This window comes from Rodentibacter myodis, assembly GCF_001999305.1.
In the GTDB taxonomy this organism is placed as follows: Bacteria; Pseudomonadota; Gammaproteobacteria; order Enterobacterales; family Pasteurellaceae; genus Rodentibacter; species Rodentibacter myodis.
The window spans coordinates 11,432-24,800 of record NZ_MLHQ01000007.1; the positions used below are offsets into that span (position 1 = coordinate 11,432).

General features: G+C 41.8%; 10 protein-coding genes and 1 riboswitch. Of the genes, 5 read left to right on the forward strand and 5 right to left on the reverse strand.

The genetic code is table 11. From position 1 onward, the window contains the following. The first annotated feature begins 232 nt into the window (after window positions 1-232). From BKL49_RS01785 to putP, 5 genes are all read left to right on the forward strand, one after another. Complete coding sequence (locus tag BKL49_RS01785) at window positions 233-1,345, forward strand: methionine biosynthesis PLP-dependent protein (RefSeq protein ID WP_077423015.1); 1,113 nt, start codon at window positions 233-235, stop codon at window positions 1,343-1,345. Window positions 1,346-1,359: 14 nt separating this feature from the next. Beyond that, window positions 1,360-2,355: a 2-hydroxyacid dehydrogenase gene (locus BKL49_RS01790; protein ID WP_077422923.1), complete on the forward strand. Its 996-nt coding sequence runs from the start codon at window positions 1,360-1,362 to the stop codon at window positions 2,353-2,355. 118 nt (window positions 2,356-2,473) lie between these two features. Then, window positions 2,474-2,797 carry a thioredoxin TrxA gene (trxA, locus tag BKL49_RS01795; RefSeq protein ID WP_077422924.1) on the forward strand — a complete coding sequence of 108 codons (324 nt, stop codon included), beginning with the start codon at window positions 2,474-2,476 and terminating at the stop codon, window positions 2,795-2,797. 186 nt (window positions 2,798-2,983) lie between these two features. Then, entirely contained in the window at window positions 2,984-6,436 is a 3,453-nt protein-coding gene (putA, locus tag BKL49_RS01800) for a bifunctional proline dehydrogenase/L-glutamate gamma-semialdehyde dehydrogenase PutA (protein WP_077422925.1), read from the forward strand. A 98-nt stretch (window positions 6,437-6,534) separates the two neighbouring features. Then, complete coding sequence (putP, locus tag BKL49_RS01805) at window positions 6,535-8,031, forward strand: sodium/proline symporter PutP (protein WP_077422926.1); 1,497 nt, start codon at window positions 6,535-6,537, stop codon at window positions 8,029-8,031. 500 nt (window positions 8,032-8,531) lie between these two features. On the opposite strand, the gene bioB is transcribed toward putP, so the two are convergent. The 5 genes from bioB to grxD form a co-directional block, all read right to left on the reverse strand. Next, the gene (gene bioB, locus BKL49_RS01815) at window positions 8,532-9,548 is read right to left on the reverse strand and encodes a biotin synthase BioB (protein WP_077422928.1); all 1,017 of its coding nucleotides are present in this window, start codon (window positions 9,546-9,548) and stop codon (window positions 8,532-8,534) included. Continuing rightward, complete coding sequence (gene thiQ / locus BKL49_RS01820) at window positions 9,517-10,185, reverse strand: thiamine ABC transporter ATP-binding protein (RefSeq protein WP_077422929.1); 669 nt, start codon at window positions 10,183-10,185, stop codon at window positions 9,517-9,519. The genes bioB and thiQ overlap by 32 nt, the downstream gene beginning before the upstream one ends. After that, window positions 10,178-11,782, reverse strand: coding sequence for a thiamine/thiamine pyrophosphate ABC transporter permease ThiP (thiP, locus tag BKL49_RS01825; protein ID WP_077422930.1), 1,605 nt, complete (start codon window positions 11,780-11,782; stop codon window positions 10,178-10,180). The genes thiQ and thiP overlap by 8 nt, the downstream gene beginning before the upstream one ends. 3 nt (window positions 11,783-11,785) lie before the next feature. Further along, the gene (gene thiB, locus BKL49_RS01830; RefSeq protein ID WP_077422931.1) at window positions 11,786-12,784 is read right to left on the reverse strand and encodes a thiamine ABC transporter substrate binding subunit; all 999 of its coding nucleotides are present in this window, start codon (window positions 12,782-12,784) and stop codon (window positions 11,786-11,788) included. Between the two features lie 31 nt (window positions 12,785-12,815). Continuing rightward, a riboswitch (TPP riboswitch) is annotated at window positions 12,816-12,907 on the reverse strand. Between the two features lie 113 nt (window positions 12,908-13,020). Further along, the gene (gene grxD, locus BKL49_RS01835; protein WP_077422932.1) at window positions 13,021-13,347 is read right to left on the reverse strand and encodes a Grx4 family monothiol glutaredoxin; all 327 of its coding nucleotides are present in this window, start codon (window positions 13,345-13,347) and stop codon (window positions 13,021-13,023) included. Between the last annotated feature and the right edge of the window lie 22 nt (window positions 13,348-13,369).

The window sequence follows — 13,369 nt, forward strand, 5'->3', positions numbered from 1 at the left end:
GCGCGCATTTTACGGAAATTTGAAAGTCTGTCAATCGCAAATTAGAAAAAAAATCTTAACCGTTTAAAAAAACTGCATTTCGTTTAAATTATTGACAATAGGTGATGAAAAAATGAAATTTGTGTCTATTTTTTCATTTCTTCCTTTTATCACTTTGGGCTTTATGCCAAAATGCCGATCGTTTTTAAATAAAAAGTGCGGTCACTTTTTTCATTATTTTTTCGAGGATATTATGGCAACACAACAATATACAATTGATACCTTACTCGCCCAAGTCGGCAACCGCAGTGATGAACGCACCGGCGCAGTTTCAACCCCTATTTTTCTTTCCACCGCTTATGGTCATTATGGCATTGGCGAAAGTACCGGTTTTGATTATACCCGCACGAAAAATCCAACCCGTACCATACTGGAAGAAACCATTGCGCAATTAGAAAATGGCGATCGTGGTTTTGCCTTTTCCTCCGGTATGGCGGCAATTCAGGTATTAATGACACTTTTTAGCGCACCAGATGAATGGATTGTATCAAGTGATGTCTATGGTGGTACTTATCGCCTTCTTGATTTTTCTTATAAGAATAACAACGGTGTGAAACCGGTTTACGTCAATACGGCATTAATCACGGATATTGAAGCGGCTATCACCCCAAATACCAAAGCATTGTTTATTGAAACCCCCTCAAATCCTCTTATGGAAGAATGTGATGTGGAGGAAATCGCAAAATTAGCGAAAAAGCATCATTTAACATTAATTGTTGATAACACTTTCTTAACGCCGGTGCTTTCCCGCCCATTAGATTTAGGTGCCGATATTGTGATTCATAGCGGTACAAAATATATTGCGGGACATAATGATGCCTTAGTCGGATTAATTGTGGCAAAAGGGCAAGAACTTTGTGATCGTATCGCTTATATTCAAAATGGTGCAGGTGCAGTGCTTTCTCCATTTGATTCTTGGTTAACCATTCGTGGAATGAAAACCCTTTCTTTGCGTATGAAACGCCATCAAGAAAATGCCCAAGCCATTGCAGAATTTCTCAAAGAACAACCACAGGTAGATTCCGTGCTTTATCCAAATAAAGGGGGAATGCTTTCCTTCCGATTAAAAAATGAAGCGTGGGTGAATACTTTCCTAAAATCCATCAAACTCATTACTTTTGCAGAAAGTCTCGGTGGAACGGAAAGTTTTATTACTTATCCCGCAACGCAAACCCATATGGATATTCCGGAGTCCGAACGTGTGGCGCGTGGTATCACCAACACTTTATTGCGTTTTTCGGTGGGTATTGAAGATGTGGAAGATATTAAAGCCGACTTATTACAAGCCTTTTCTTATTTAAAATAAATCTCGGAGATAATATGAAAATTGCAGTTTACAGCACAAAAAGTTATGACCATAAATATTTTGAATTGATTAATGCAAAATATGGTTTTGATCTTGAATTTTTTGATTTTATGCTGAATGAAAGCACCGCCCGATTAGCAGAACACTGTGAAGTGGTATGCATTTTCGTGAATGATGACGGCAGCCGAAAAGTGTTGGAAAAATTAGCCGCACTTGGTGTAAAAGTTGTCGCGTTGCGTTGTGCCGGCTTCAATAATGTGGATCTTAAAGCCGCACAAGATCTTGGTATTCAAGTGGTACGCGTACCGGCTTATTCACCGGAGGCCGTGGCAGAACATACTGTTGGCTTAATGATGACTTTAAACCGCCGTATTCATCGTGCCTATCAACGCACCCGTGAAGCGAATTTCTCCTTAGAAGGATTAATCGGTTTTAATATGCACGAACGTACCGTAGGGGTGATCGGCACCGGTAAAATCGGTATTGCCGTAATGCGTATTTTGAAAGGATTTGGAATGCATATTCTTGCTTATGATCCCTTTAAAAATCCACAGGCAGAAGAACTTGGCGCAAAATATGTCGAACTTGACGAACTTTATGCCAAATCGCACGTGATTACGCTCCACTGCCCGGCGACACCGGAAAATTATCACCTGCTTAATCGTGAAGTCTTCGCTAAAATGAAAGACGGCGTAATGATCATTAACACCAGTCGCGGCACATTAATTGATACTCCGGCGGCGATTGATGCCTTGAAACAACGTAAAATCGGTGCATTGGGAATGGACGTATATGAAAATGAACGTGATTTATTCTTTGAAGATAAATCAAACGAAGTGATTCAAGATGATGTATTCCGCCGTCTTTCTTCTTGTCATAACGTGTTGTTGACCGGTCATCAAGCCTTCTTAACGGAAGAAGCCTTAACCAGTATTGCCGATGTAACACTTTCCAATATTTATGAACTAAAATCCGGAAAACCTTGCAAAAACATAGTTTTACCCTCTTAGTTTTAAACAATTAAATCAATAACTATACTTTTAAAAAACGCGTGTTATTCTGACCGCACTTGCAATTTAGCAAAATACCCTAATATAGGGGCATCATTCACAAACAGAGGAAATTAAAATGAGTCAAGTATTACATACCACTGATGCAACATTTGAAGTAGATGTTTTACGTTCGGATATGCCTGTATTGGTTGATTTTTGGGCGCCTTGGTGTGGGCCTTGCAAAATGGTTGCACCATTATTGGATGAGCTTGCGCCGGCATTTGAAGGCAAAGCAAAAATCGTGAAAATCAACGTAGATGAAAACCAAGCAGTCGCCGCACAATATGGCGTGCGTAGTATTCCAACGTTACTTCTTATCAAAAATGGTGAAGTGGTTGGTACACAAGTGGGGGCATTGCCAAAAGGTCAATTAGCCGCCTTCATTAATCAACATCTTTAATTTTAAAAATCCCCCTTATTTCCTAATAAGGGGATTTTTTCATTCGCTCAAAATATCTTTTCATTATCCCTTATTTTTTTCTGTGATATTACTCACAAATTTGAAAAATCCCCGTTTACTTTTTGGTTAAATAGACTTAGTTTTATTAACAATCTTGTAACACAAGTCATAACAAGGGGCTATCAAATGTCTATTTCACTTTCCAAAAATTACCCGCCTGAACGTCAAATTATTACCCAAAATTATCGTCTTGATGAAAAAATCGCTGTCGATCGCCTAATGGCAACACTTAATTTCACGGAAGAACAAGAAAAACGCATTACGGAAAATGCCACTAAACTTATCAATAAACTTCGCCATATTAAACAAAAACAATACGGTGCCGATGCATTAATGGAAGAATTTTCATTAAGCTCTGAAGAGGGCGTGGCATTAATGTGCTTGGCAGAAGCATTACTCAGAATCCCCGATGCCAAAACCCGTGATGAACTTATTTATGAAAAATTGCAAGAGGGAAATTGGCAATCCCATCTTGGCAATTCAAAATCTTTTTTTATTAATGCGGCAAGCTACGGATTAGTATTCGGAAAAAAAGTAAGCGAAACCCTGACGGAAGAACAGCTTTCCGCGAGTTTAAAAGGGCTTTTTGCACGCCTTGCTGCGCCCGTAATGCGTCAAGCAATGGTGAAATCAATGCGTATGATGGGTAAGCAGTTTGTTGCCGGCGTAACAATGCAGGAAGCCTTACAACACGTCAATCCCCGTTATAAAAAAGGATTCACCTTCTCTTTCGATATGTTGGGTGAAGCGGCAATGACTGCAGCCGATGCCGATCGCTATTTCAACGATTATCTACACGCCATTGAAGAAGTGGGGAAAGATGCGGCAGATCGCAATATTTACAATAGCAACAGCGTTTCCGTAAAACTGTCGGCGATTCACCCGAAATATAGCCGTGCCAAATACGATCGCACAATGAATGAGCTTTATCCGCGGGTAAAACAACTGTTCTTACTGGCGAAAAAATATAACATCAGTGTGAATATTGATGCGGAAGAAGCCAATCGCTTAGAACTCTCTCTTGATTTGGTGGAGAAATTACTTGATGAACCGGAACTCAAAGGCTACAAGGGCATTGGTTTTGTGGTGCAATCCTATTCTAAGCGTTGTCCATACGTTCTTGATTATTTAATTAATCTTGCCCGTGAAAAACAAGGTTATTTGATGATTCGCCTTGTGAAAGGGGCATATTGGGATAGCGAAATCAAATGGGCGCAAACCGATGGTTTGGACGATTTTCCACTTTACACCCGTAAAAATCATACGGATATTGCCTATGTGGCTTGTGCTAAAAAACTCCTTGAAGCGCAAGATGTTATTTACCCGCAATTTGCTACGCACAACATTCTCACAATGTGTACCGTTTACGAACTCGGACAAGATAAAAAATTCGAGTTCCAATGCTTACACGGTATGGGCGAAAGCCTCTACGATAATATTGTGGGCAAAGATAATTTCGATCGCCAAGTTCGGGTATATGCACCGGTTGGCACACACGAAACCTTGTTGGCTTATCTTGTTCGCCGTCTGCTAGAAAATGGTGCAAATTCCTCTTTCGTACACCAATTAGTGGATGAAAGCATTCCGGTTTCACAGTTGGTTACACCACCTTGGAAACTGTATAGCAAATCCAACGGTGAACCCAACAAATTGGTACGCAACCCCCTTAAAATCTTTGCCGATCGCCGTAATTCCGCCGGTTTTGATTTAACCAATGAACTCACACTTGCCAAACTTGAACGAGCCTTAAATGAAGCCAACCTCGACCACGCCGAATCCTTAACCGCCTTAGATAACCCTCATCACGAAACCGCACATCGTGTGAAGAATCCGGCTAACTTGAAGGAAAATATCGGTGAAGTGCGTTTCTTAGCTCCAACACAAGCGGAAGCCATTTTTAATGCCGCCAATAATCAAACTTGGAATGAAAAAAGTGCGGTCGAAAAAGCCGATGTTTTACGAAAAGCCGCAGATCTTTATGAAGAACATCACGGATTATTGATGAAAGCCGCCATCATTGAAGCGGGCAAAACGTTACCAAATGCGATTGCCGAATTACGTGAAGCGGTGGATTTTCTTCGTTATTACGCCAATCAACTTGAACATTTAAGTCGTCATCATCACCTTGGTGAACCTCGTGGCAAAGTGCTTTGCATTTCCCCTTGGAACTTCCCGCTTGCCATTTTCACAGGACAAATTGCCGCCTCTCTTGCCGCAGGTAATGCGGTGATTGCCAAACCGGCAGAGCAAACTTCGCTTATTGCTTATGCGGCGGTGAAATTACTTCATCAAGCAGGCGTACCGATTGAAGCCTTACAGTTAGTACTCGGGGCAGGGGATCTTGGTGCGGCGTTTGTACAGCAACCTTTTGATGCAGTGGTATTCACCGGTTCAACGGAAGTCGCCAAACTTATCGAAAAACGTTTAGCCACGGCGGATAACGATCCGATTCTTATTGCCGAGACAGGCGGTCAAAATGTATTGGTGGTGGATACTTCCGCCCTGCCGGAACAGGTTACCGCCGATGTATTAAGTTCAGCCTTTGACTCAGCCGGTCAACGCTGTTCCGCCCTACGTATTTTGTTGTTACAAGAGGAAGTGGCGGATCAATATTACAAAATGATCAGCGAAGCAATGAAAGAATTAAGCCTTGGCGATCCTCGTTTGCTTGAAACCGATATTGGGCCGGTGATTGATGAAGAGGCGAAACAAAATCTACTGGCTCATCAAGCCAATATGCGAAAAACCGCACGCGCTTATACCGAATTATCGGTACCGGAAGGGGGGCATTTTGTTGCACCGTCCGTATATTTATTAGATAACCTTGATCAAGTAAAACGTGAAGTGTTTGGGCCGATTTTGCACATTATCCGTTATCGTAAGGATGATTTGGTAAATGTGCTTAAAACCGTGAATGAAAAAGGCTATGCCTTAACCGGTGGTTGTCACAGCCGTATTCGTAAACAAATGGATTTGGTGGAAAAACACCTCAACTGCGGCAACTTCTATATTAACCGTAACATTGTCGGTGCGGTGGTGGGCGTACAACCTTTTGGCGGCCACGGCTTGTCCGGCACAGGCCCGAAAGCAGGTGGGGAATTTTACCTTCAACGTTTAACCCGCACACCACGCTATTACAGCCAATTTGGTGATGAACACACCTTGGGCGAGAAAAAACCTCTCTTGGAAAGTATTACCGGTGAACAGAATAGTTTGGCGTACCTGCCGTGTGAGGTCGCCATCTTAAACGGTGATTTGGAAACGGCACAGCAAGCGGCAAATAAATTGCTTGGTGCAGGTTTTACCATTTTGGTTGAACCAAGCCATCCGCTCGCGAAAACCAACCAAGTGGGGATTCGGGTTGATACTCAATTAGGCCATTGCCAAAAAGGGATTTATTTGACCGCACTTGAACCGGCTCGCCGTCAATGGTTGGCGGAAAACAGCAAAGCGATTTTTAAATGCTTTGATTGGCAAACGGAACAAGATTTACTTCCGCTATATGATGAATTTTCTCGCAGTTATAACACTACGGCAGCAGGAGGAAATACCTCATTAATGGCGGCGGAAGAACATTAGTTTAAAAAAAATCCGCCCAAAATGACCGCACTTTGATTATTCAGTGATAATCAAGTGCGGTGTCTAACAACATAAAAACAAGACAAAAGGAGTAAACAATGCAAATTTACATCACATTTGGTTTGTATTTGGTCATTATTCTAGGCATTGGGTTATATGCCTACCGTTCTACCCAAAATTTTGATGACTATATTTTAGGTGGTCGAAAAATGGGAAGTTTTGTTACCGCAATGTCCGCAGGGGCTTCCGATATGTCCGGTTGGCTTTTGATGGGGCTACCCGGTGCAATTTTCCTTTCCGGTTTATCGGAAGCTTGGATTGCTGTGGGATTAACCATTGGGGCGTTTATGAACTACAAAATCGTCGCTGCCCGTTTGCGTATTTTCACCGAAAAATATAACAACGCCCTCACATTGCCGGAGTTTTTTGCACAACGTTTTCCACGTCAGAAAAAAGCGTTAAAAATTATTTCTTCTTCCATTATTTTGTTTTTCTTCACCATTTACTGTGCCTCCGGTGTGGTTGCCGGCGCGAAGTTATTCCAAAGTTTATTAGGTTTGGATTACAACACTGCCTTATGGCTTGGTGCAATCGCCACTATCACTTACACTTTTATCGGTGGTTATCTTGCCGTTTCTTGGAGCGATACCATTCAAGCATCATTAATGATTTTTGCCCTCTTGCTCGCCCCGATTATGACACTCGTGAATATCGGCTGGGACGAAGTAAATACTGCGTTGGCGGCAAAATCGGCGGCAACCAATATTCCGTATAGCAACTGGTTACATAATGTTTCGGGTATCGGTGTGATCTCTGCGTTGGCTTGGGGGTTAGGTTATTTTGGACAACCGCATATTTTGGCACGCTTTATGGCGGCAGATTCCGTACAATCTCTTGATAAAGCCCGCACAATCGGTATTACTTGGATGTTACTCTGTTTAAGTGGTGCGGTGGCGGTTGGCTACTTTGGTTTGGCTTATTTCACACACCAAAATATACCTTTGGATAATGCAGAATCGATCTTCATTGAGCTTTCTAAATTGATGTTTAATCCGTGGATTGTGGGCATTGTGTTATCCGCAATTTTAGCGGCTGTAATGAGTACTCTTTCAGCACAATTATTAATGTGTTCAGCCGCCATTACAGAAGATTTCTACAAAGGTTTCTTCCGCAAAACCGCTTCCAGTACAGAATTGGTGTGGGTGGGGCGTTTAATGGTGCTGTTAATCGCCGTTGTTGCCATTATTATCGCGCAAGATCCAAATTCCAAAGTAATGGGCTTGGTTTCTTATGCTTGGGCAGGATTTGGTGCCGCATTCGGACCGGTGGTGATTCTTTCACTCTTTAATCGCAACATCAGTTCCAAAGCGGCATTATGGGGAATGTTATCCGGTGCGGTCACCGTGGTGGCGTGGAGTCCGTTAATGAAATTCTTAGGTTGGGACGATTTAGCCCGCCTTTATGAAATCATTCCGGGTTTCTTGGTTTGTTCCGTCATCACGCTCACTTCATCGGTATTCGCTCAAGTTCACCCGACTGTGGCAGAGCAATTTGATGAAGCCTTAGCAGAATTTGAGGAAAAGAATAGAGGTTAAGTTCTAACGATAAAAAAGTGCGGTTATTTTTGACCGCACTTTTTGTTTTTGGATTGTCGCAACGACCTGAAATTCATTAATTTACCTCTCTCCATTTACTGAGGAAACAAAAATAAGAGACATCATTGAATTTAGACTTACTACCCTCCGTTTACGGAAGAAGTGAAAAGTTTCTTCTTACTAAATGGATAGTCGCCCCGCAAATATCCTTCTCTCTCCGCTTGCCAAGGGAAGTGCCGAAGGCGGAGGAAAGGGAAAAGTGCGGTTATTTTTCACCTTATTTTCTGCAACGCCATTGCAATCCCTACCTCAGTCACTTCGTGACAGCCTCTCCGCAAACGCCGAGTGCGAAAATAATCAATATGTATTAACTTTCCTTACTTCCCTCTTCGGAACATTGGCAAAGCCAACGCTCAAATGCAAGCATTTGTTCTCCGTAGTCGGAGAAAACAAAAATTAGTTTTAACATTGTATAATTGCCTCATTTTCTTTTTTTGTTATTATGACTGCCCAAGTGGCTTTCGATTTTCTTCTGTTTCCGGTTCAAGATCGAGTTTTGCCATTAGAAGTTGATCACCGTCTTCTTCCGGATTGCCTGTAACCAGCAATTTATCGCCATAAAAAATCGAATTTGCCCCTGCCATAAAGCACATTGCCTGCATTTCTTCCGTCATACCTTGACGACCGGCAGACAAACGCACATAGCTTTTAGGCATCGTAATACGTGCCACTGCAATCGTTCGGACAAATTCCGTCCAATCCAGTTCTTCCGCCTCCGCCAGTGGCGTACCTTCCACTTTCACCAACTGATTAATTGGCACAGATTCCGGTTGAGGATCTAAATTTGCAAGGCTTGCGATTAAGCCCGCGCGTCCTTTTCGGGTTTCATTCATCCCCACAATCCCACCACAACAAACTTTTAAGCCCGCTTTGCGCACTTTTCCCAACGTACTTAAACGATCGTCAAAACGGCGTGTACCAATCACCTCGGGATAGTGTTCCGGTGCGGTATCAAGATTATGATTGTAATAATCCAATCCCGCCGCTTTTAATTCTTCAGCCATCCCCTCTTGTAATAACCCGAAAGTACCGCAAGTTTCCAAGCCAAGTGCCTTCACCGCTTTAATAATTTCGGTCACTTTTTCCATCTCTTTTGGTTTCGGTCCGCGCCACGCCGCGCCCATACAAAAACGCCCTGCACCACGGGATTTTGCAATTTTTGCCTTCTCAACAATTTCATTGACATCTAATAATTGCTGATTTTGCACACCGGTTTGATAGCGTGCCGACTGCGGGCAATAACCGCAATCTTCCGGACAACCACCGGTTTTAATCGACATCAATGTCGAAAGTTGAATTGCCGATGGATTAAAATGTTCGCGATGTACCTGTGCTGCACGGTAAACCAGTTCTAAAAACGGCGTTTCAAATAACGCCTCCACTTTACAAACCGACCAATACTCAAGAGAAGGATGTGGTGTGATGCTATTTAATTGAATAGTCTGTTTCATTGTCATATTTTTCCTCTAAATTTCGTCCTTGATGAATGGAGATAACGCGATCAATATGTTCTTCCAATTCTTGTGGTTGATGCGTAACCAGCAATAGTGTGAGTTTTTTTTCAACACATAATCGATCGATCAAGCCTAACATTTCGCCCCGTAATTGCGGATCAAGCGCAGAAAAGGGTTCATCCAGCAATAAAATCGGTTTATCGCGTAATAAACAACGCGCCAGTGCAACCCGTTGTTTTTGTCCCCCCGAAAGTGCGGTCGGTTTTCGCCTTAAAAATGCCTGCAAATTAACCGCACTTGCAGCCTGTTCCACTTGCATTTTTTCTTCTTTGGAAAGAGATAAATTTGGTTTTAGACCCAAAGCGATATTTTCCACCACAGTTAAATGCGTGAAGAGATTATTTTCTTGAAAAAGCATTGAAACAGGGCGTTGGTGAGGAGCGGTTTGAGTATGATTTTCTCCCTTTAACCAAATTTCACCGCTATTTGCATAATCAAACCCGGCGATTAAATTCAACAATGTACTTTTTCCTGCGCCACTTTCCCCAATAATGGCAACTTTTTCTTGCGGAAGAATATGTAAATCAAACGCCATTGGCATTGTTTGATAATGAAATTTAACGTTCTTCAGCTTAATCATTGTGATCCTTATTGCGTTCAATAAACATAAATAATCCAAGACATAATCCCAACAAAATTAATGCGGTGATTGCCGCTTCTTGGCTTCGATATTGCCCAATTTGTTGATAAAGCAAATGAGGCAGTGAAGTAAAATCAGGACTGCCAAATAATGCAATCGCCGTAAAATCCCCTAATGAAAGGGTGGTTGCCAAGGCAAAGGCATATTTTAGCGACGCCTTCAATAACGGATATTCAATTAATTTGAAACGCTGCCAACCTTGAAGATTTAAGGATAAACATAATTTTTCATACTGCATAAGCTGTACCATTGGCGCATTTAAAATACGGATAACAAAAGGCATTGCCGCCAAGGCATTACATATCACGACCACGAAAAACAAATGTACATTGGTGAAATCAATATGCTGTAAAAGTAGAAAAACTCCTACCGCCAGAATAAGTGTGGGGATCGCCAAAATCATCATTCCACCGCTTTGCACCAGCGTTGCAAGCATTGGTAAATGAAGCCATTGCAACCGGCGGGAAAGTAATAATAAGAAAAAAGAAAAAAGAATTGCCAAAAAACCTGAAGTGGGCGCCATAGAAAGTGAATACATCAAGGCTTTCCAAAATTGTGGCTGTTGCCAAAAAGTCATCCATTGCGATGCGGAAAGTCCTTCAATGACGATATTCAGCAAAGGGGTAAAAATAAATACGCCCACCGTCATTAAAATAAAAATATGGAAAATTTTGACCGCACTTGAGGGTTCAGAAACCCAAAGATAACGCTGAGAAAATCGGGTTTCCGGTGGTTTGACAAAACATTGCGACATACCAAACAAGACAAAGCAAAAAACAAATTGAATGAGGGCAAACAATGCAGCCTTAGGAAAATCAAATTCAAAGAAAATTGCTTGATAAATCACCACTTCTAATGTGCTGTTTTGCGGCCCACCACCAAGTGCAAGCACAATCGTAAAGCTGGTGAAGCACAACATAAAAATCAACACAAAAGCGGGGAAAAGCCGGTTTTTAAGATACGCTAATTCAATTAAGCGGAAAAATTGCCAACCACGAAGATTTAATTGTGCCGCAAGCTGATGTTGCTCGGTGGGAATAGCCTGTAATCCCTGCTCGGTCATTCTTGCTGCAAGGGGAATATTAAAAAAAAGATGTGCAATTAATATACCGTTTAGCCCATAAATTGTGGGTTTCCAATCTATCCCTAAACCTGCAATAAGGCGACTTAACCATCCGGACGCGCCATAAACACCCAATAAACCGAAGATTACCAACAATGGGGGTAAGACAAAAGTGAGTGAAAATAAGCGTTGAATAACGGCTTTACCCGGAAAAGATTGGTAAAAAAAAGCCCGACCAAACAACATACCGATGAGTAATGAAAGCACTGCCGATAAAAAAGCCTGCCCGAAACTAAAGGCGATGACTCGATGCAGGTAATCATCCTGCTTAAAGGTTTGCCAACTATAGTTTCCTTCCACAGAAAACACTGCCCAAAGGGAAGCGCCGTAGAGAAAAACAATCAAAAAAATGACCGCACTTCCGCCAAGATAATGACGAGGGCGAAAATGCGGATGAGAAAATAGCGATAGCATAAATTATTTAGAAAGTGCCTGTTGCCATTGGTTAATCCAATTTTTTAACTGTTCTGCACTGACGTTTGAGGTATCCAATGCGGTTGCCTTTTGGGTGCTTGCTTTTAATGCATCAATATGCTTCTCAATATTCGTCTCAATTACCGGTAACATCACATTGTTTTTGGCGATATTGCTTTGCGCTTCCGCCGAAAGCAAATAATCAAGGAAATCATCGGCACAGGCATTATGACGATTTGCCACCTTCGCCGCTACTTCAATCTGCAACACACCACCTTCAGTAAAATCTGTCGCCGCATAATTTTCTTTTTGTTCGGAAAGAAGATGATAAATCGGTGAAGTATTGGTGCTTAACACCAAATCCCCCTCCCCTTTTAAAAATGCGCCGTAGGATTCCGTCCAACCTTTTGTTACCGTTACCGTATGTTCGGCTAATGTTTGCCATGCTTTTGGCACATCTGATTGTGGGTAAAGCATATTCATCCAAAGTAGTAATCCCCGCCCGATACTGCTGGTTCGTGGATCTTGATACAACACTTTTAAATCTTTTCGCTCAATCAGTTCTTGCAAGGTTTTTGGTGGATTGGTGAGTTTGTTTTTATCGTAAATAAAGGCATATTTTGCGAAATCAAAAGGCAGGAATGTTTGGTCATTCCATTTAATCGGTAACGTTAATTTATTAAGATCCACCTGATTGGGTTCAAAAATGTTCAGTTTCTTCGCTTCATCAATTTGGTGATTATCTAAACCTAAAACAATATCCGCTTTGAGTTTTTTTCCTTCCAAACGTACACGATTAAACAACGTTCCGTTGTTATCAAAGGCAACATAATTTAATTGGCATTGTGGAAATTGTTTTTCAAAACCGTTTTTAACCTGAGGCCCGGCACCCCAATCGGCAGTGAAAGAATCGTAGGTATAAACCGTTAAAGGCTGTGGGGAGGATTGAGCGAAAGCGGATGAGGCAAAAAGTGCGGTCAAAATAAGAGATGTTTTTTTCATTGTGCTGTCCTTGAAAAATGAGAAACAGCCTAATGATAAAGAATTAGTTTCCTACGCCAGCATTATCTGTTTCAGGTTCACGGGTATTTCTCAGCCGACTTAACGGCACCCCGACTAATGAGGCGAAAGTCTATATAAAGTTTTGACGATGTACAAGTACTTTACGGTAAAACTGTTAAATGGATCACAATTTAGGTAAAAGAAAACCCGTATGAAACGGGTTTTGATGGAAAGGATTATGCTTGGTGTTTCGCAGCAACTTCACTTAATAAGGTTTGCAATTCGCCGGCTTGATACATTTCTAAAATAATATCGCAACCACCGACTAATTCGCCCTCAACCCATAATTGTGGGAAAGTCGGCCAATTTGCATAAGCCGGTAATTCGGCACGAATATCAGGGTGTTGCAGAATATCCACATAACCGAAAGGTACTTTGCAGTTCATTAATGCTTCGACCGCGCGAGCAGAAAAACCACAAGAAGGCAATTTTGGCGAGCCTTTCATATAAATTAGAATTGGGTTCTCGCTGATTTGTTTTTTGATTTTGTCTAAGGTTTCCATAATGTTCCCCACTAAAAACAGA

What these genes read in the sequence shown, in the direction of transcription:
- BKL49_RS01785 (WP_077423015.1), top strand. Translation starts at nt 233, where the DNA reads ATGGCAACACAACAATATACAATTGATACCTTACTCGCCCAAGTCGGC.
- BKL49_RS01790 (WP_077422923.1), top strand. Translation starts at nt 1,360, where the DNA reads ATGAAAATTGCAGTTTACAGCACAAAAAGTTATGACCATAAATATTTT.
- trxA (WP_077422924.1), top strand. Translation starts at nt 2,474, where the DNA reads ATGAGTCAAGTATTACATACCACTGATGCAACATTTGAAGTAGATGTT.
- putA (WP_077422925.1), top strand. Translation starts at nt 2,984, where the DNA reads ATGTCTATTTCACTTTCCAAAAATTACCCGCCTGAACGTCAAATTATT.
- putP (WP_077422926.1), top strand. Translation starts at nt 6,535, where the DNA reads ATGCAAATTTACATCACATTTGGTTTGTATTTGGTCATTATTCTAGGC.
- bioB (WP_077422928.1), bottom strand. Translation starts at nt 9,548, where the DNA reads ATGACAATGAAACAGACTATTCAATTAAATAGCATCACACCACATCCT.
- thiQ (WP_077422929.1), bottom strand. Translation starts at nt 10,185, where the DNA reads ATGATTAAGCTGAAGAACGTTAAATTTCATTATCAAACAATGCCAATG.
- thiP (WP_077422930.1), bottom strand. Translation starts at nt 11,782, where the DNA reads ATGCTATCGCTATTTTCTCATCCGCATTTTCGCCCTCGTCATTATCTT.
- thiB (WP_077422931.1), bottom strand. Translation starts at nt 12,784, where the DNA reads ATGAAAAAAACATCTCTTATTTTGACCGCACTTTTTGCCTCATCCGCT.
- grxD (WP_077422932.1), bottom strand. Translation starts at nt 13,347, where the DNA reads ATGGAAACCTTAGACAAAATCAAAAAACAAATCAGCGAGAACCCAATT.